The organism is Salinifilum ghardaiensis (assembly GCF_054491345.1).
In genome coordinates this window covers 1229058-1246241 of record NZ_CM137101.1, presented here as the reverse complement: position 1 = coordinate 1246241, position 17184 = coordinate 1229058, and the positions used below count along the sequence as shown (strand labels likewise).

General features: G+C 73.0%; 21 protein-coding genes. 3 read left to right on the top strand and 18 right to left on the bottom strand.

The genetic code is table 11. The features are described 5' to 3' along the window. Positions 1-334: 334 nt before the first annotated feature. Together ACVGV0_RS05585 and ACVGV0_RS05580 are read left to right on the top strand one after the other, a co-directional pair. Positions 335-769 (top strand): ArsR/SmtB family transcription factor, encoded by a 435-nt coding sequence (locus tag ACVGV0_RS05585; RefSeq protein ID WP_459159934.1) that lies wholly within the window; start codon positions 335-337, stop codon positions 767-769. Further along, entirely contained in the window at positions 766-1185 is a 420-nt protein-coding gene (locus ACVGV0_RS05580) for a Fur family transcriptional regulator (protein ID WP_459158783.1), read from the top strand. Before ACVGV0_RS05585 ends, ACVGV0_RS05580 begins: the two co-directional genes overlap by 4 nt. A 137-nt stretch (positions 1186-1322) precedes the next feature. Here the strand turns inward: ACVGV0_RS05580 and ACVGV0_RS05575 are convergent, their stop codons facing one another. The 18 genes from ACVGV0_RS05575 to hemW all read right to left on the bottom strand — a co-directional run bounded on the left by ACVGV0_RS05575 (position 1323) and on the right by hemW (position 16953). Beyond that, on the bottom strand, positions 1323-1748 hold the full coding sequence (locus tag ACVGV0_RS05575; protein ID WP_459159933.1) for a YbjN domain-containing protein: 426 nt from the start codon (positions 1746-1748) through the stop codon (positions 1323-1325). 5 nt (positions 1749-1753) lie between these two features. After that, a complete protein-coding gene (locus ACVGV0_RS05570) occupies positions 1754-2635 on the bottom strand; it encodes an isoprenyl transferase (protein WP_459158782.1) in 882 nt (293 codons plus the stop codon). 34 nt (positions 2636-2669) lie between these two features. Continuing rightward, positions 2670-3503: a DNA repair protein RecO gene (gene recO / locus ACVGV0_RS05565; protein WP_459158781.1), complete on the bottom strand. Its 834-nt coding sequence runs from the start codon at positions 3501-3503 to the stop codon at positions 2670-2672. Between the two features lie 113 nt (positions 3504-3616). Beyond that, a complete protein-coding gene (locus ACVGV0_RS05560) occupies positions 3617-4027 on the bottom strand; it encodes a DUF4190 domain-containing protein (protein ID WP_459158780.1) in 411 nt (136 codons plus the stop codon). A 254-nt stretch (positions 4028-4281) separates the two neighbouring features. Beyond that, complete coding sequence (locus tag ACVGV0_RS05555) at positions 4282-4737, bottom strand: DUF4190 domain-containing protein (RefSeq protein ID WP_459158779.1); 456 nt, start codon at positions 4735-4737, stop codon at positions 4282-4284. Between the two features lie 129 nt (positions 4738-4866). Then, positions 4867-5280 carry a DUF2752 domain-containing protein gene (locus tag ACVGV0_RS05550; protein ID WP_459158778.1) on the bottom strand — a complete coding sequence of 138 codons (414 nt, stop codon included), beginning with the start codon at positions 5278-5280 and terminating at the stop codon, positions 4867-4869. Next, positions 5277-5678: a DUF4190 domain-containing protein gene (locus tag ACVGV0_RS05545; protein WP_459158777.1), complete on the bottom strand. Its 402-nt coding sequence runs from the start codon at positions 5676-5678 to the stop codon at positions 5277-5279. The genes ACVGV0_RS05550 and ACVGV0_RS05545 overlap by 4 nt, the downstream gene beginning before the upstream one ends. A gap of 31 nt (positions 5679-5709) precedes the next feature. Beyond that, a complete protein-coding gene (locus ACVGV0_RS05540) occupies positions 5710-6555 on the bottom strand; it encodes an RDD family protein (protein ID WP_459158776.1) in 846 nt (281 codons plus the stop codon). A 185-nt stretch (positions 6556-6740) separates the two neighbouring features. Next, on the bottom strand, positions 6741-7670 hold the full coding sequence (era, locus tag ACVGV0_RS05535) for a GTPase Era (protein WP_459158775.1): 930 nt from the start codon (positions 7668-7670) through the stop codon (positions 6741-6743). 100 nt (positions 7671-7770) lie between these two features. Continuing rightward, a complete protein-coding gene (locus ACVGV0_RS05530; protein ID WP_459158774.1) occupies positions 7771-8136 on the bottom strand; it encodes a cytidine deaminase in 366 nt (121 codons plus the stop codon). After that, positions 8129-9484, bottom strand: a complete 1356-nt coding sequence (locus tag ACVGV0_RS05525; RefSeq protein ID WP_459158773.1) for a hemolysin family protein — start codon at positions 9482-9484, stop codon at positions 8129-8131. The genes ACVGV0_RS05530 and ACVGV0_RS05525 overlap by 8 nt, the downstream gene beginning before the upstream one ends. A 68-nt stretch (positions 9485-9552) precedes the next feature. Continuing rightward, on the bottom strand, positions 9553-10107 hold the full coding sequence (ybeY, locus tag ACVGV0_RS05520; protein WP_459158772.1) for an rRNA maturation RNase YbeY: 555 nt from the start codon (positions 10105-10107) through the stop codon (positions 9553-9555). Between the two features lie 5 nt (positions 10108-10112). Then, positions 10113-11177, bottom strand: a complete 1065-nt coding sequence (locus ACVGV0_RS05515; protein WP_459158771.1) for a PhoH family protein — start codon at positions 11175-11177, stop codon at positions 10113-10115. 246 nt (positions 11178-11423) lie between these two features. Then, positions 11424-11789, bottom strand: coding sequence for a histidine triad nucleotide-binding protein (locus ACVGV0_RS05510; RefSeq protein WP_459158770.1), 366 nt, complete (start codon positions 11787-11789; stop codon positions 11424-11426). Positions 11790-12304: 515 nt separating this feature from the next. Beyond that, positions 12305-13045, bottom strand: a complete 741-nt coding sequence (locus ACVGV0_RS05505) for a 16S rRNA (uracil(1498)-N(3))-methyltransferase (protein WP_459158769.1) — start codon at positions 13043-13045, stop codon at positions 12305-12307. A gap of 3 nt (positions 13046-13048) precedes the next feature. Further along, complete coding sequence (gene dnaJ, locus ACVGV0_RS05500) at positions 13049-14221, bottom strand: molecular chaperone DnaJ (protein ID WP_459158768.1); 1173 nt, start codon at positions 14219-14221, stop codon at positions 13049-13051. Between the two features lie 107 nt (positions 14222-14328). Then, positions 14329-15351, bottom strand: a complete 1023-nt coding sequence (gene hrcA, locus ACVGV0_RS05495; protein WP_459158767.1) for a heat-inducible transcriptional repressor HrcA — start codon at positions 15349-15351, stop codon at positions 14329-14331. A gap of 372 nt (positions 15352-15723) precedes the next feature. Next, positions 15724-16953, bottom strand: coding sequence for a radical SAM family heme chaperone HemW (hemW, locus tag ACVGV0_RS05490; protein ID WP_459158766.1), 1230 nt, complete (start codon positions 16951-16953; stop codon positions 15724-15726). Between the two features lie 66 nt (positions 16954-17019). On the opposite strand from hemW, the gene ACVGV0_RS05485 reads away from it, so the two are divergent. Next, positions 17020-17118, top strand: coding sequence for a putative leader peptide (locus ACVGV0_RS05485; protein WP_459158765.1), 99 nt, complete (start codon positions 17020-17022; stop codon positions 17116-17118). The last annotated feature ends 66 nt before the right edge of the window (positions 17119-17184 follow it).

Genomic DNA, 17184 nt, shown 5'->3' with positions numbered 1-17184 from the left:
GGCCACCCGCCGCCTCCGCCGCGGGCCTTTACGGTGTTGTGCACGTGCCGCACGGTGTTCGTGATGCGCTCCGGCAGCAGCCGGCCGGTCCGTACCATGGACACCGCGGCGCGCACCCGCGTTGCCGCGGCGCGCGGCACGTCTCGGAAAGGATGCCATGCCCGCCCTGAACTCGAACTCCCCGGCGGAACCGCACCACCCGGCCGATGCGGCCCGGTCGACGGCGCCGCGCGGAACGGGTCCGCTGCGGGACGACTCCGTCTGCCAGCACACCGCCTCCGGGGCGTCCCTGGAGAGCGCGGACCTGGACACCGCCGCCCTGGGCGCGGCGGCGGTGGACGCGGCGGCGCAGCACGACGACTACCACCCGGATTCGGAGCGCCCGGCGCCCGCCCCCCGCTGGTCGCCGGACACGCTGACCGAGGCGGGGGACCTGCTGCGCGCGCTGGCCGCACCGGTGCGGATCGCGATCGTGCTGCAGCTGCGCCACGCGGAGAGCTGCGTGCACGACCTCGTCGACGCGCTCGGCGTGGCGCAACCGCTGATCAGCCAGCACCTGCGCGTGCTGAAGTCGGCGGGGGTCGTGCGCGGGGAGCGGCACGGCCGCGAGGTGGTATACCGGCTGGTGGACGAGCACCTGGCGCACATCGTCGTCGACGCCGCCACGCACGCCGAGGAGGTCGCCGGCGCCCGGGGCGAGCGGCGCGCGGCCGAGGCGCGCACGGACATCGCAGACCCCAGCAGCGGACGGGAGACGGAGACGGGTTGACCATCGACGAGCGTTCCACGGCCGGAGTCCCCGGCCTGCGGGCCACCAGGCAGCGCGCGGCGGTGTCGAAGCTGCTCGACGAGGTCGACGAGTTCCGCTCGGCGCAGGAGCTGCACGAACAGCTGCGCAACCGCGGCGAGGGCATCGGCCTGACCACGGTGTACCGCACGCTGCAGAGCCTGGCCGACGCCGGCGAGATCGACGTGCTGCGCGCGGCCAGCGGCGAGGCGGTGTACCGCCGCTGCTCCAACCAGCACCACCACCACCTGGTGTGCCGGCACTGCGGCCGCACCATCGAGGTCTCCGACCCGCCGGTGGAGAACTGGGCCGAGCGGATCGGCCAGGAGCACGGGTTCACCGACGTCAGCCACACCGTGGAGATCATCGGCACCTGCTCGAGCTGCGCGCAGTCCTGATCGGGCTTCGCCGGAGCACCGCGCGCACGGACTTCCGCAGCAGGACCTCCGGCACGAGCTCCCGCTCCGGCTGCTCGACCGCTCCGGCTGCTCGACGTCGAGCAGCCGCGCGGGCGCGGCACCGGCGGGCCCGCGCCCTACCGCAGGAGCTCGTCCCGCACCTGCGAGGCCGTGGACACCACGAGCATGAGCAGCGTGCCCAGCGCGGACGGGTCCATCCCCGCGGCCGGGAACGCGTAGCGCAGGGTCACGTCCACGCCCCGCTCGTTCGGCACGGTGCCGAGGGTGCCGAACAGGCCGCGGCCGGCGCGCTCGGCCACCGCGCGGCCGAGTTCCTCCCCACCGGGCACGTCCCAGGCGACGACGCAGGTCAGGCTCAGCACGGTCAGCCCCTCGGTCAGCCGCATCGCCTGCACCACGCAGGGCACGTCGGCATGCTGGAAGGTCAGCGTGCCGTCGTCGTCGACGTGCACCTCGACGAAGGCCTCCAGGGCCTCGCGCGCCGACGCGAGCAGCCGCGCGGTCACCGCCGCGTCCGCGGCGCTCGCCACGTCCTCGGGCATGCCGGTCACGACGGGACCTCCTGCTGGCCGTCCCCGGTGGAGGGGTCCTGCTCGGCGGCGTCCTGATCACCGGCGTCCTGCTCGGCGGACTGGTCGATCGCCCCGCCGAAGCGCCGGTCCCGGCGCGCGTACTGCTCGCAGGCGCGCCACAGGTGCCTGCGGTCGACGTCGGGGAACAGCGTGTCCTGGAAGACGAACTCGGAGTAGGCCGACTCCCACAGCAGGAAGTTCGAGAGGCGCTGCTCCCCCGAGGGGCGGATGAACAGGTCCACGTCCGGCATCCGCGGCTGGTACAGGTGCTTGGCCAGGGTGCGCTCGTCCACCCGGTTCGGGTTGATCCTGCCCTCGGCCGCCAGCTGCGCGATCTGCCGGGCGGCGTCACCGATCTCGGCGCGGCCGCCGTAGTTGACGCACATCGTCAGGTTGAGCCGGTCGTTGCCCTTCGTGCGCTCCTCGGCCGACTGCAGCTCGTTGATGACGCTGCGCCACAGCTTGGGCTTGCGCCCGGACCAGCGGACCCGCACGCCCAGCTCGTCGAGCTCGTCCACGCGGCGGCGGATCACGTCGCGGTTGAACCCGAGCAGGAACCGCACCTCCTCGGGGCTGCGCTTCCAGTTCTCGGTGGAGAAGGCGTACAGCGACAGCCACTTCACGCCGAGTTCGAGCGCGCCCTTGGCCAGTTCGAGCACCACGGCCTCGCCGCGCTTGTGCCCTTCGACACGCGGCAGCCCGCGCAAGTTGGCCCAGCGCCCGTTGCCATCCATGACCACGGCGACGTGGTTGGGGACGAGCTCCTGCGGCAGTTCCGGCGGCCGGGCGCCGCTCTCATGGGGTTCGGGGGGACGCACCTGCGCCTCGTCCCTGCCCTGCCCACGGCGTCGCAGCATGGATGTGCTCCTTCGACCTGCTGAGGGGACCGCCTCATTGTCCCGAGGGCGCTCGACCGGGTGCCCACCGGTCCGCTCCGGCGCTCTCGGCGGGCTCCTCGTCGAACGGGGTCGCCCGCTGGCGGATGTACTCGGGCGCGGTGCGCTCCACCAGCGGCAGCGAGCGCAGCTGCCGCTCCATGTGCCACTGCAGGTGCGCGGCGACGAGGCCGCTGGCCTCCCGGCGCACGGGCGGGGCCGCCGCCTCGGCGGTGTCCCAGTCGCCGTGCAGCAGTGCCGCCATGAGCGGTGCGGTGCGCTCGGACGGGTGCACCGACCCCGCGGGGCGGCAGGTGGGGCAGACCGTGCCTCCCGCGGCCACGTGGAACGCGGCGTGCGGCCCGGGCAGACCGCAGCGGGCGCACTCGTCCACCGCCGGGGCCCACCCGGCGAAGGCCATGGCGCGCAGCACGAACGCGTCCAGCACCAGCGACGGGTCGCGCCGGCTCTCGGCGAGGGCGCGCAGCGCGCCGACGGCCAGCAGGTACAGCCGCAGCACGGGTTCGCCCTCCTCCGCCGCCAACCTGTCCACGGTCTCCAGCACCGCGCAGCCCGTGGTGTAGCGCTGGTAGTCGGACACGATGCGCACGCCGAACGCGTCGAGGGTCTGCACCTGCGTGATGACGTCGAGGGTGCGCCCCGTGTGGAACTGCACGTCGACGTGGCCGAACGGTTCCACCCGGGCTCCGAAGCGCGAGTTCGTGCGGCGCACGCCCTTGGCCACCGCGCGCACCTTGCCGTGGCGGCGGGTGAGCAGGGTGACGATGCGGTCGGCCTCGCCGAGCTTCTGCACGCGCAGCACGACCCCGGTGTCCCGGTAGAAACTCACACCGCCATCATCGCACCCGCCGCGGGCGGCCCGGTGGCCGCGGCGCCCGGCGTGAACCCGACCGCGCCGCCCCGCGGCAGTGGTGCGCGCGGCGGGTGGTGCGCGCCCGGTGGTCAGGCGACGAGGGAGCCCGCGCGCGCCAGCAGATCGAGCAGATCGCCGCTCTGCAGCCCGTGCGAGAGCGCCAGCACAGCGGTGATCCACCCGAGGGCGATGCCGGCGATCGCCACGCCCCGGTGCTCGTGGGCGCTGTTCCCGCGGCCACCGCGGTGGTGCTTGTCCCGCCGCAGTCCCACGTGGCCGAGGATCGCGCCGACCGGGCCGAGCACGACCGCGCCGTACAGCGAGAGGGCGCCGAGCACGGCCACCGCGAGGCTCGCGGTGGCCAGCCGGTTCGCCTTCCGCCTGTCCTGGCGCACGACGGACGACCGCCCCGGAGAGCGCGCCGCGGAGGGCCGGTAGGCCGAGTCCGGGTGCAGCTGCTGCGAGGCGAAGCGGTGGTTCGCGTGGTACGGAGAGGTCATCGGGCGTCCTTCGACGCTCGCCCGCCGAGCTGCGCACCGGCGGAAGCGGCACGATCAGGCCTCGGGGGCGGGCACGGTGAACGGTGCGGACGGCAGGTTCCGCACCACTGTCCAAAGCAGAACGGCTGCGAGCAACCCCGGGGGCGTCACGATGTGGCCGCGCTCCCACCCCCGTTCGTCCTCCGCGGGCGGAGGGAGCGCGGATCGCCCGCGCTCAGCAGCGTTTCGGGACGAGCGGAGACCGCGAGCACGGGTCAGTACGCCGAACCGCTCGCGCCGAGCCCCAGCCCCAGGAAGGCCAGGACGATGGAGCCGATCGTGAGCAACCACCCGCCGCAGGTGATCCACCCGATGATGATCCCCGTCAACGCCATGCCCTGGCCCTCGTAGAACTGCGGCTGGTTGTTGATCTGCCGCCGGGCGGCGTGCCCGAGGATCGCCCCGACGAGCCCGATGAGCACCGCGCCGTACAACGTCACGATGCTGACGAGGGAGACCACCATGCTGGCGACCGCCAACCCGTTGGTCTTGCGCATGCCGTAACCACCGGGTCCGGGCTGCCCGCCCGGGTACGGCAGGGGCTGGCCCGGCACCGGCGCGCCGTAGCCCGGTTGCTGGGGCGGCATCTCCGGCGTCCCGTACCAGCCGGGCTGCTGACCGCGGGGCTGCTGCGGCTGCGGACCGGACGGCGGCCCGTAAGGATTCGTCACGACACGTCCCCGAATGAGTCGAACTGCACGATCGCGTCCTCGGCCCCGAAGCGCCGCTCAGGGCCGAGGACGGAACATATCAACCACTTGATCGCGGCGGGCGCGTTCCGCGGATCCGCCGCGTCACGTTCAGCCGCCCGAGGAGAGCGCGGTGAACGGTGCGAAGGGCAGGTTGCGCGCCAGCGTCCACAGGAGGAGCGCGACGAGCAGGCCCCGCCCGATCCCCCGACCGAGCCGTCCCGCCGGCCAGGCGCGCACGGCTCGTCCCGACTCGACCCGGGCGAGCCCGACCAGCACCGCAATCGCCGCGGGCGCGCCCACGAGCAAGAGGAAGGCGTTGTGCTGCAGCGCGGCTGCCACATCGCCGCGCAGCAGGGATTCGAGCATCCGCGTGCCACCACAGCCGGGGCAGTCGAATCCGGTGAGCAGGCGGAACGGGCAGGGCCACGTGATGGGACCGCTGACGAGCTGGGCGGCACCCGCCCCGCCCAGCCCCACGAGCGCGCCCGTGCGGCGGAAACGCGCAGCGGCGAGCGCGGTCACCCGGCCGCGCCGTTCGCGTGCACCAACCACGCGATCGCACTGATACCGAGGCCCACCAGCAGCACCCACACCGCGAAGCTGGCCCATCCGATGATGATTCCGGTCAGCGCGATCGCCCCGCCGTCGTGCGCGTCCGGCCGACGTTTGACCTGACGCAGCCCCGCGTGCGCGAGGATCGCCCCCGCGGGGCCGATCAGGAGCGCGCCGCACATCGTCATGAGACCAGCCGGGGAGACGACCAACCCGGCGACGGCCAACCCGTTGTTCCGGCGCACGCAGTGGGGCGGAGGCGGCGCTCCCGGGGGCGTGCCCACGCCCGGGGGCGGTGGTGCCGGGTTCGCCGGCGGCGGGTGCTCGGACGACGCGTACGGCTGGTGCGGATCGCGCGGAGACGTCATCGGGCTCCCCCCGCTGCGCTGTTCACCGGCTTCACCACTGCGGCGGCATGCCCTGCTGCGGTCCGGGCTGGCCCGGCATCTGGCCCGGCACGCCCGGTTGAGGACCCGGCTGGCCCGGCATCGGGCCGTGCTGACCGGGCTGGCCCGGCATCGGGCCGTGCTGACCGGGCTGCCCCGGCATCTGACCGGGCTGGCCCGGCATCTGACCGGGCTGGCCCGGCATCGGGGGGACCTGCGGCCCCTGCGGCGCGTGCACGACGACGGTGCTGACGATCTTGTCCGCCCAGGTCTGGTTCTTGTCGTCCCAGAGGGGCGACAACCACCCGATCGGCAGACCGCAGATCGCCGAGTCCAGGATGTGGCAGAACTGCCGTCCGAGCGCACGACCGAAGCCCAGGTGGGTTCCCGTGGCCTCGTTCACCGTTTTGATCTTGACGACCTGCTGCCCCACGGTCTGGCCCCGCGTCCCGCGCCGGTAGGCCAGGTTCCAGAGGCTGAAGCCGATGAGAGCGGCGTACATGACGATCCCCCCGATGATCGACACGGCCACCACGCCGCTCTGGGACATCGCGCTGCTCGCCCCCATCACGGCCAGGAACTGCAGCAGGAGCAGAACGAGGTACGCGCCGAGAACCATCGCGCCGTCCACGAGGTAGCCGAGCGCGCGCGTTCCCCATTCCACGAGTTGTCCGGCGGGGTGCATGCCGCCCGGGTGCTGGCCGCCCGGGGGCGGGGCGGGCTGGCCCGGCATCGGCGCACCGTAGCCCGGTTGCGGCTGAGCAGGCATTCCCGGCGGTGGCGTGCCGTACCCGCCCGGCTGCTGGCCGTGCGGCTGTTGCGGTTGCGGACCGGACGGCGGCCCGTAGGGATATGTCACGACGAGTCCTCGAATGGGTCGAACTGCAGGATTTCACCATCGGCCCCGATTCGCTGATCGAGCCGACCGCAGAACCTATCAACACCGCTGGCCCGCGAGGGGCCGTTCCACCGAGGAATGCCTTCCACCGCAGCGACGGCGCCGCGCGCGATCACCGGAGAAGCGGGCATCCGCCGCGGGGTCGGTCAAAAGCCCAGCCGGTTCAGCTGCTTGGGGTCGCGCTGCCACTCCTTGGCCACCTTGACGTGCAGGTCCAGGTAGATCTTGCTGCCGAGCAGCCGGCGGATGTGCCGGCGCGCCTGGGAACCGACCTCGCGCAGGCGCTGGCCGCCGCGGCCGATGACGATGGCCTTCTGGCTCTGCCGCTCCACGTAGATCGTGGCGTACACGTCGAGCATGTCGTCCCGGTCCTCGCGCGGCTGCATCTCCTCGATGGTCACCGCCAGCGAGTGCGGCAACTCGTCGCGCACGCCCTCGAGGGCGGCCTCCCGGATCAGCTCGGCCATGACCGTGGTTTCCGGCTCGTCGGTGAGCTCGCCGTCCGGGTACAGCTGCGGCCCCTCCGGCAGCTGCTGCACGAGCAGGTCCGACAGCAGGTCCACCTGCACCGACTGCTGCGCCGACACCGGGACGATCTCGGCGAAGTCCATCAGCTCCTGCACCGCCAGCAGCTGGTCGGCGACCTGCTTGCGGGTCGCCGCGTCGGTCTTGGTGACGATGCCCACCACGGGGGTCTCCGCGGCGACCTTGCGCAGCTGCTCGGCGATGTAGCGGTCGCCCGGTCCGATGGCCTGGTCGGCCGGCATGCAGAACCCGATCACGTCGACCTCGGGCCAGGTCTCGTGGACGAGGTCGTTGAGCCGCTGCCCCAGCAGCGTGCGCGGGCGGTGCAGCCCGGGGGTGTCGACGATGATCAACTGCGCGTCGGGCCGGTGCACGATGCCGCGGATCGCGTGCCGCGTGGTCTGCGGCTTGCTGGAGGTGATGGCCACCTTCGTGCCCACGAGCGCGTTCATCAGCGTGGACTTGCCCGCGTTGGGGCGGCCGACGAAGCACGCGAAGCCGGAGCGGTGTTCGGCGGCGGGCTGGGGCGTCTCGGACTCGTTGCTGCTCACCGCCCCATTGTGCCCAGCGGCCGCGCCCGCCACCACGCCCGGTCCCGGCCGCCGCGGAGGGGCGCGCCGAGCACCGGCACGCCCCTCGCGCGGGAACGCCTCAGGAGCGCACGACGCCCAGCACCTCGCCGCGGGAGTCGGCGCGCAGCACGGGCGCCTCGGCCGAGAGGTCGCGGACCGCGGCGAGGGACTCCGCGGCCACCTCGGTGGCGTCGGTCACCACGGCCGCCGCCTCCAGCCCCGGGGCACCGCTGGAGACGGCGGCGGCCACGGCCGCCTGCAGCGCCGACAGCCGCAGCGAGTCCAGCTCGACCGCGCACGCCGCGTAGGTGCGCCCGTCGAGGTCGCGGACGGCCGCGCCCTCCGCGGATCCGGTCCGGGCCCGCGCCGAGCGGGCCAGGGTCACGATCTTGGCGTCCTCGCCGTCCAGCTCGGCCGGCGCAGCGGTTTCCACCCGTTCAGCCACGTGTATCGCTTCCTTCCTGTTGTGCGTCGGCTCCGTCCCCGGGCCGCTCGGCACCCGCCCGCCCGGAGTCCTCGACCGGTTCGACGCGCCGCACCAGCAGCGCGTTGATCCGGATCCTGCCGCGGTGGTCCTTGCCGCCTTCGGCGCGCAGCCGCAGCCCGGCCACCTCGGTTTCCGCACCGGGCAGCGGCACGCGGCCGAGCCGCTGCGCCAGCAGCCCGCCAACCGTTTCGACGTCGCCGTCGTCGAGTTCCACCCCGAACAGCTCGGCCAGGTCCTGCACGGGCAGGCGGGAACTGACGCGCACGGTGCCGTCGGGGAACTCCTCGACGGGGCGGTGCTCCTCGCGGTCCGACTCGTCGGTGATCTCACCGACGATCTCCTCGAGGATGTCCTCGATCGTCAGCAGCCCCGCCGTGCCCCCGTACTCGTCGACGGCGATGGCGAGGTGGCTGCGCGAGCGCTGCATCTCGTGCAGCAGCCCGTCCAGCCGCTTGGTGTCGGGGACGAAGCTGGCGGGGCGCATGAGCTCGCCCGCCGACGGGGTGCGGTCGCGGTCGGAACGCTCCATCACCGCGCGAGTGAGGTCCTTGAGCGTGACCACGCCGATGACGTCGTCGACGCTGCTGCCGATCACGGGCAGCCGGGAGAACCCGGACCGCAGGCACAGCGCGAGCGCCTGCCGCGCGGACTTGCCGCGCTCGATCCAGACGATCTCGGTGCGCGGGACCATGACCTCCCGGGCGAGCGTGTCGCCGAGGTCGAACACCGAGTGGATCATCTTCCGCTCACCGGCGGCGACGACACCGCTCTCCCCGGCGATGTCGACGAGCTCGCGCAGCTCCACCTCGGTGGAGAACGGCCCTTCGCGGAACCCGCGGCCGGGGGTGATGAGGTTGCCGATGAGGATGAGCAGCCGGGTGAGCGGGTTGAGCACGCGCGCCACGGCGCGCACGGGACCGGCGACCTTCGCGCCCACGCCGTAGGGGTGCTGGCGGCCGATCGTGCGCGGGCCCACGCCGACGAGCACGTACGAGGCCAGCAGCATGATCAGCGCGGCGGCGACGACCGCCCAGGCGTCCGAGTCGGCCAGCCGCAGCGCGAGCACGGTGACGAGCACGGTGGCGCCGAGCTCGCAGGCCAGGCGCAGCAGCAGCAGCAGGTTGACGTGCCGCGGGCGGTCGGCGAGCACGGCGGAGAGCTGCCGCGCCCCGCTGCGTCCCTCGCGCACGAGCTCGTCCACCCGCGCTCGGGAGGCGGCGGTGATCGCCGCTTCCGAGGCCGCGAACAGGCCGGCGGCGAGCACCAGCAGCACCGCCCACCCGAGAAACGCGGTATTACCGGACATCGCCGCCGTTCCCTGGAGGTCGCAACACCACTGCCCTCATCGCACCGCTGCCGGCCGCCCTCCTCCGCTCACCCCTGGGGGCGCTCGTCCTGCCCGCCGTCCAGGCCGACGGTCCCCAGCAGGCGCTCGTCGGCGCTGCGCTGCTGCTCCTGCTGCCGCGCGGTCTCCTGCTCCTCGCGGTAGTCGGCGAGGATGCAGTTCTGCAGGCCGAACATCTCCCGCTCCTCGTCCGGTTCGGCGTGATCGTAGCCGAGCAGGTGCAGCACGCCGTGCACGGTGAGCAGGTGCAGTTCGTCGAACAGCCCGTGCCCGGCCTTGCTCGCCTGGTCCTCGGCGAAGGCGGGGCAGAGCACGATGTCGCCGAGCAGCGCGGGGCCGGAACCGGTCGCGTCCGGGCGGCGCGTCGTGTCGTACTCGTCCATGGGGAACGCCATGACGTCGGTGGGGCCGGGAAGGTCCATCCACCGCTCGTGCAGGTCCGCCATCACGTCCTGCTCGACCATGACGATGGACAGCTCGGCGAGCTGGCTGACGCTCATCTTGTCCAGCGCGAACCGGGCCACGGAGACGATCGAGTCCCCGGGCAGGTCCGCACTCGTCTCGTTGGCGAATTCGATGCTCATCCGCGTCACCGCCGGCCCCGGCCGTTGCCGGAGCGACCGTTCTCCTCGTTGTCCCGCTGCACTTCTTCCGCTGCCTGCCACCGGTCGTAGGCGTCGACGATGTCGGTCACCAGCTGGTGGCGCACCACGTCCTGGCTGTCGAGGTGGGAGAAGTGCACGTCGGAGAGATCGCCGAGGATGTCCTGCACCACCTTCAGGCCGCTGCGCTGGCCGCCCGGCAGGTCGATCTGCGTGATGTCGCCGGTGACCACGATCTGCGAACCGAACCCGAGGCGGGTGAGGAACATCTTCATCTGTTCCAGCGTGGTGTTCTGCGCCTCGTCGAGGATGATGAACGCGTCGTTGAGCGTGCGCCCGCGCATGTAGGCCAGCGGGGCGATCTCGATGGTTCCGGACTGGGTCAGGCGCGGCACCGACTCCGGGTCGATCATGTCGTGCAGCGCGTCGTACAGCGGACGCAGGTACGGGTCGATCTTCTCGTACAGCGAACCGGGCAGGTAGCCCAACCGCTCGCCCGCTTCCACCGCGGGGCGCGTGAGGATGATCCGGTTGACCTCCTTCGCGCGCAGCGCCTGCACCGCCTTGGCCATGGCCATGTAGGTCTTGCCGGTACCGGCCGGGCCGATGCCGAACACGACGGTGTGCTGGTCGATCGCCTCGACGTAGCGCTTCTGGTTGAGCGTCTTCGGGCGGATCGTCCGGCCGCGCCGCGAGAGGATGTCCAGGCTGAGCACTTCGGCCGGCGACTCGTTGTTGCCCTCGGAGAGCATCGACACGCTGCGGCGGACGGCGTCGGGGGTGACGGTGCCCTTGCTCGCCAGGGTGATGAGTTCCGCGATGACGCGTTCGGCGAAGGCCACCTCCGCCGACTCACCCGAAAGAGTGACTTCGTTTCCGCGGACGTGCACGTCCGCCGTGAGGAGCTCCTCCGCGGCGCGGAGGTTCTCGTCCCGCGAACCGAGCAAGGTCAGCACGACCTCGTCCGGGATGGTCACTGTCGACTGCGCGGAGAAGTTCCGCGGCTGTTCTCCGGACTGGGCGGCGGCGCCGCCGGTGGGGATTCCGGCCACGTGGTTTCGGGTCCTGCTTTCTGCGCTCGCTGCGCTGCTCGACGGACAGTTCCTGCGCACCCCGCGAGCGGACCCGCCGCCCGGTGGGGCTTGCACCACCGATGGTAGAACACTCGACAATTCGCGCCCGGGCGCGCGTGCCCCGCGGAGGCGGGCGCGGGCCGCCGCGCGGCCCCGGGCACGCGCTCACCGAACCGCGCAGCGGCCGGACGGCTCGAAGCCGCGGCACTCGCGCGGCCGGCCGCGTCAGCCCTTGATCGGCCCGCCGGTCATCCCGCCGAGGTCCTCCCCGCCGAGCAGGTGCAGGTGCACGTGGAAGATGGTCTGGCCCGCGTCGGCGTTGGTGTTGAACAGCAGCCGGTAGCCGGACTCGGCGATGCCGTCCTCCTCGGCGATGGCGTGGGCGGTGCTGATCAGCTCGGCCAGCAGACCGGGATCGGCGGCCGCGAGCTCGGCGGCGTTGCGGTGGTGGCGCTTGGGGATGACCAGCACGTGGGTCGGCGCCTGCGGGTTGATGTCCCGGATGGCGATGAACCGGTCGTTCTCCCGCACGATGTCGGCCGGGATTTCGCGGTCGATGATCCGCTGGAACAGCGAGTCCGTGTCACTCATGCCCGCAGGCTATCGCCGGCCCCCACCACCCCCGCGCGCCACCACCACCCGTGATCCGCGGGGGTCGTCAAAGCCAGAGCGCACTGCCGGACACGACAAGCCGCGGCCCGCAGCCACCATTTCGACGCGAAGCGTCGAGCACCCAGCAAGCAACGCACCAGCCGCAGGTTCTCCAGTGCGTCTCTCGTGAGGAAGGTCCGACGCTGCGTAGGCGGACTACTCAAGGAGGGCACCCGGAACGAGAGACGTGCTGGAGGTTCTGCCACAGGGGCCTTGCGCAACGGAACCCACCACTGTTTTCGACGCCGTGCCGCAGGAATGGATCTGGGGGTCATCCACCTGCGGCACGGCTCCCGCCGGACCGAGGGGGAGGCGTCCGGCGGGTGGAAGGGTCCGATCGGCAACCCGTTCGGCCCCGACGCTATCGCCCCTCGTACGGGTGACGCCACGGCCGCGGCCGAAACTTGATCTCGATCCCATTCCGCCGCGCGGGCACAACCGATCGGGCGGTGTGATCAGCACCACCGCTCGGTGAGCGCGCCGAGCGCTCCCAGGGCCACGGCCGGCGCGGTGGAGGCGCGCAGCACGCTCGGCCCGAGCCGGACCGAGCGCGCTCCGGCCGCGGTCAGCTGCTCGACCTCCTCGGGGGCGATCCCGCCCTCCGGGCCGACGATCAGCAGCACTTCCCCGGAGCCGGGCAGCTCCACCGAGCGCAGCGCCGTGCTGCCGGTCTCGTGCAGCACGAGCGCGGCGTCGGCTCCGCCGACGAGCCGCGTCAGCTCCCGCGTGCTCACCGGTTCCGCGACCTCGGGCGTCCACGCGCGCCGCGCCTGCTTGGCCGACTCGCGCACCGTTTCCCGCCACTTGGCCAGCGCCTTCGCACCGCGCGGTCCGTCGTCCCACTTCGCCACGCACCGCGCGGCCCGCCACGGCACGACGGCGTCCGCACCCGCTTCGGTGGCGACCTCGACGGGCAGCTGGCTGCGGTCGCCCTTGACGAGGGCCTGGGCCAGCCGCACCCGCAGCCGCGGCCGCGGCACGTGCCAGCTGCCGGTCACCTCGAGCGCGAGCTCGTCCTTGCCGACTTCGGTGACCGCGCACCGCGCCATTCCGCCGCGCCCGTCGGTGAGCAGGAGGTGCTCCCCCGCGCGCAGGCGCCGGACGGTCGCGGCGTGCTTGCCCTCCGGACCGTCCAGCGTGGTGCGCGCGCCGCCGGGGAGCTCGTCGACGTGGAAGACCGGCAGCCCCTCCGGCACGGCTCAGCGGTTCCCGAACGACTTGAACCGGGAGAAGATCCCGTTGCGGTGCCCGTTGCCGTTGGCCGAGACGGTCGGTTCCGGCTGCTCCTCCCCCCGCAGCGCGGCGAGCTGGCGCAGCAGCTCGGCCTGCTGCTCGTCGACCTTCATGGGCACTTCGACGTTGAGGTGCACGTGCAGGTTGCCGTGGCCGCTGACCTTGCCGTTGGAGCGCAGCTTCGGCAGTCCGCGGCCGGTGAACACCTGCTCGGTCCCGGGCTGGGTGCCGGCCTCGACGGCGATCTCCTCTTCCTCACCGTCGAGGGTGCGCAGCGTGAGCACGGTGCCCAGCGCCGCTGCGGTCATGGGCACGTCGACCGTGCAGTGCAGGTCGGCGCCGTCGCGGGTGAACCGCTCGTGCGGCTGCTCCTCGACCTCGACGAACAGGTCGCCCGCCGGACCGCCGCCGGGGCCGACCTCGCCCTCGCCGGCCAACCGCACGCGCATCCCGTCGCCGACGCCGCCGGGGATCTTGACCGTGATCGTGCGCCGCGCGCGGATCCGGCCCTCACCGCCGCACTGCTGGCACGGTTCGGGGATGACCTCGCCGAAGCCGTGGCAGACGGGGCACGGCCGCGAGGTCATGACCTGCCCCAGGAACGAGCGCTGCACCGACTGGATCTCGCCGCGCCCACCGCAGTTGTCGCAGGTGGAGGGGGCCGTTCCGGCCTTGCACCCGCCGCCGTCGCAGGTGTCGCACAGCACCGCGGTGTCCACGGTGATGTCCCGGTCGATGCCGCTGGCGCACTCCTCGAGGGTCATCTCCAAGCGCAGCAGCGCGTCGGAACCGGGCTGCGCCCGGCTCTTGGGCCCGCGGCTGCCACCGCCCATGCCGCCGCCGAAGAAGGCGTCCATGATGTCGCCGAGGCCGCCGAAGCCGGCGAACGGATCGCCGCCTCCGCCCCCGGCACCACCGCCGCTGTCCATGGGGTCGCCGCCCATGTCCACGACCTGGCGCTTCTGCGGGTCGGACAGCACCTCGTAAGCGGTGGTCACTTCCCGGAACCGCTCCTGCGCGTCCTCCTCCGGGTTGACATCCGGGTGCAGCTCCCGCGCGAGCTTGCGGTACGCACGTTTGATCTGCTCCGCGGTCGCGTCCTTGGACACTCCGAGGGTCGCGTAGTAGTCCCTGGCCACCTTGTCCGTACTTCCTCTGGTCGATCAACAGGTTCACGTATCGGTCGCACCGACGCCGCGGCTGTCGCCGACGGCTCGTGCGCAGGCGGGCACGTCGCGCCGGAACGTCACCGGCCCCGCAGGATCTCACCCACGTACGTGGCGACCGCACGCACCGCCGCCATCGTCCCGGGGTAGTCCATGCGCGTGGGGCCGACCACGCCCAGGCCACCGAGCACCGTCCCATCCGCGCCGTACCCGGTGGACACCACCGAGGTGGTCTGCATCTCCTCCGCTTCGTTCTCCGCCCCGATCCGCACGTGCACCGTACGCGAGTCGCGCGCGGCGGCGAGCAGTTTGAGCACCACGACCTGCTCCTCCAGCGCTTCGAGCACCTGGCGCAGCGAGTCGGAGAAGTCCGCGACGTTGCGCGTGAGGTTGGAGGTCCCGCCCAGGACCATACGCTCGTCGGGGTGCTCGACCAGCGATTCGATGAGCACGCTGCTCACGCGCACGAGGATCGGGCGCAGCTCGTCCGGGCCCTTCTCGGGGAGGTCGGCGACCGCCGCGGAGGCGTCGGCGAGCCGCTTCTCGGACATCGCGTTGTTCAGCACGGTGCGCAGCCGCGCCACGTCGTCCTCGGAGACGACGTCGCCGAGGTCCACCATGCGCTGGTCGACCCGGCCGGTGTTGGTGATGAGCACGAGCATCAGCCGGGCGGGGCTGATGGTGACGACCTCGACGTGCCGCACCGTGGAGCGCGTCAACGTGGGGTACTGCACCACGGCGACCTGCTGGGTCAGCTGCGCCAGCAGGCGCACGCTGCGCCGCATGACGTCGTCGAGGTCCACCGCGCCTTCCAGGAAGGTGTAGATCGCGCGGCGCTCGGCGGCGGTCAGAGGCTTCACCTCGTGCAGCCGGTCGACGAACATGCGGTAGCCCTTGTCGGTGGGCACCCGTCCGGCGCTGGTGTGCGGCTGGGCGATGTAGCCGTCCTCCTCGAGGGAGGCCATGTCGTTGCGGACGGTGGCGCTGGACACGCCGAGGCTGTGGCGATCGACGAGCGCCTTCGAACCGATGGGCTCCTGGCTGGAGACGTAGTCGGCGACGATGGCCCGCAGCACCTCGAAGCGGCGGTCGTCGGTGTTCATGCGCCACCTCCCTGGCATCGACCTCCGCGCCCCGGCATCGCCGGGGCGCACGCCCACGGCCTCTCCCCCGGGGCTCCGGGAGCGCGGCCCGTGGACCACGACGGCGCGCCCGCGCGCCGCACCGCGGCGGGTCAGCACGCGGCGCAGTGCCGGGCAGTGCCGGACGCACGTGCAGTACCGGTCACAGGTGCAGGCTCGGCGCCGCTGCTGCCTCCCTCCCAGTTTACTGGTGCAACACCACGGCCGGGCACGTGCGAACGACGATCACCGGTGCGCCCCGCCGCGGGCAATCCCCGCTTCAGCGCGGTGTGGCGCGGAACACCGCAGAACCGGGACGCCTCCGCCCCGGAAGAGGACCGGAGCGGGGACGCCTCACCCGAGCAGCCGGGTCACCACCCCGTCGGCCAGCAGCCGCCCGCGGTCGGTGAGCACGGCGCGCCCCTCCTGCCAGCGGTCGCGCCGCAGCAAGCCGTCCGCGACGGCCCCCTCGGCCTCCCGCAGCCCCTCGTCGTCGAGCACCTCGGGGTCCAGCCCGTCGCTGGTGCGCAGCGCGAGCATGACGCGCTCGATGCGGCGGTCCTCCCCGGTGAGCACCTCGCGCCCGGAGGCGGGCGAGAACCCCTGGGACAAGCTGCGCGCGTACCGGGCCGGGTGCTTGACGTTCCACCAGCGCACGCCGCCGATGTGGCTGTGCGCGCCGGGGCCGGCGCCCCACCAGTCGCCGCCGTGCCAGTAGCCGAGGTTGTGCCGGCAGCGCGCGGCCCCGTCCGCGGCCCAGTTGGACACCTCGTACCAGCCCAGCCCGGCCTCGGACAGCCGCGCGTCGATGAGCTCGTAGCGGTCGGCCAGCACGTCCTCGTCGGGCGCGGGCAGTTCGCCGCGGCGCACCCGGCGGGCCAGGGCGGTGCCGTCCTCGACGATGAGCGAGTACGCCGAGACGTGGTCCACCCCGGCCGACAGCACCGCTTCGAGGGTGGCGCGCAGGTCGTCGTCGCCCTCCCCCGGCGTGCCGTAGATCAGGTCGAGGCTGACGTGGTCGAACCCGGCGGCGCGCGCCTCGCGCGCGGCCTGCACGGCCCGCCCGGGCGTGTGCCTGCGGTCGAGCACGCGCAGGACGTGCTCGGCGGCGGACTGCATGCCGAGCGACACGCGCGTGTAGCCGCGCTCGCGGATGCCGGCGAAGAACTCCGGCGAGGTCGACTCCGGGTTGGACTCGGTGGTGACCTCCGCCTCCTCGGCCAGCCCGAAGGTGCCGCGCACCGCGGCGAGGACGTCGCCGAGGCGCTCGGCCCCGAGCAGCGAGGGGGTGCCGCCGCCGACGAAGACCGTCTCCGCGCGCGGCACCGGCCGCCCCGCGCTCGCGGCCACCCGCGCGCCCAGCTCGAGCTCGGCGCGCAGGGCCTCGAGCCAGCTGTCGAACCCGGCTCCGTCGCCGAGCTCCTCGGCGGTGTAGGTGTTGAAGTCGCAGTAGCCGCAGCGGGTGGCGCAGAACGGCACGTGCACGTACACCCCGAACGGGTGCTCGCCCAGCTCGGCGAGCGCCGCTTCGGGGAGGGCACCGTCCTCGGGGGCCGGTTCGGCGTTCGGCGGTTCCTTGGCCACGCCCCCACTGTCTCACCATGCGGATGCCGCTAGACCGGCAGGTGAGCGGATGGCAGGGTGATCGGCATGGGTATGACCGGGACCGGAACGCTGCTGGTCACCCGCCGCTACGTCGACTTGCGCCGGGTCTCCAGCGCACTGTGCCCCTCGCAGCAGGGGCGGTGAACCGCGTCGCAGGCGCGCAGTCGCGCCGCCCTCGTTCACCACGTGCCGGGACCACCCCGCGCGTGT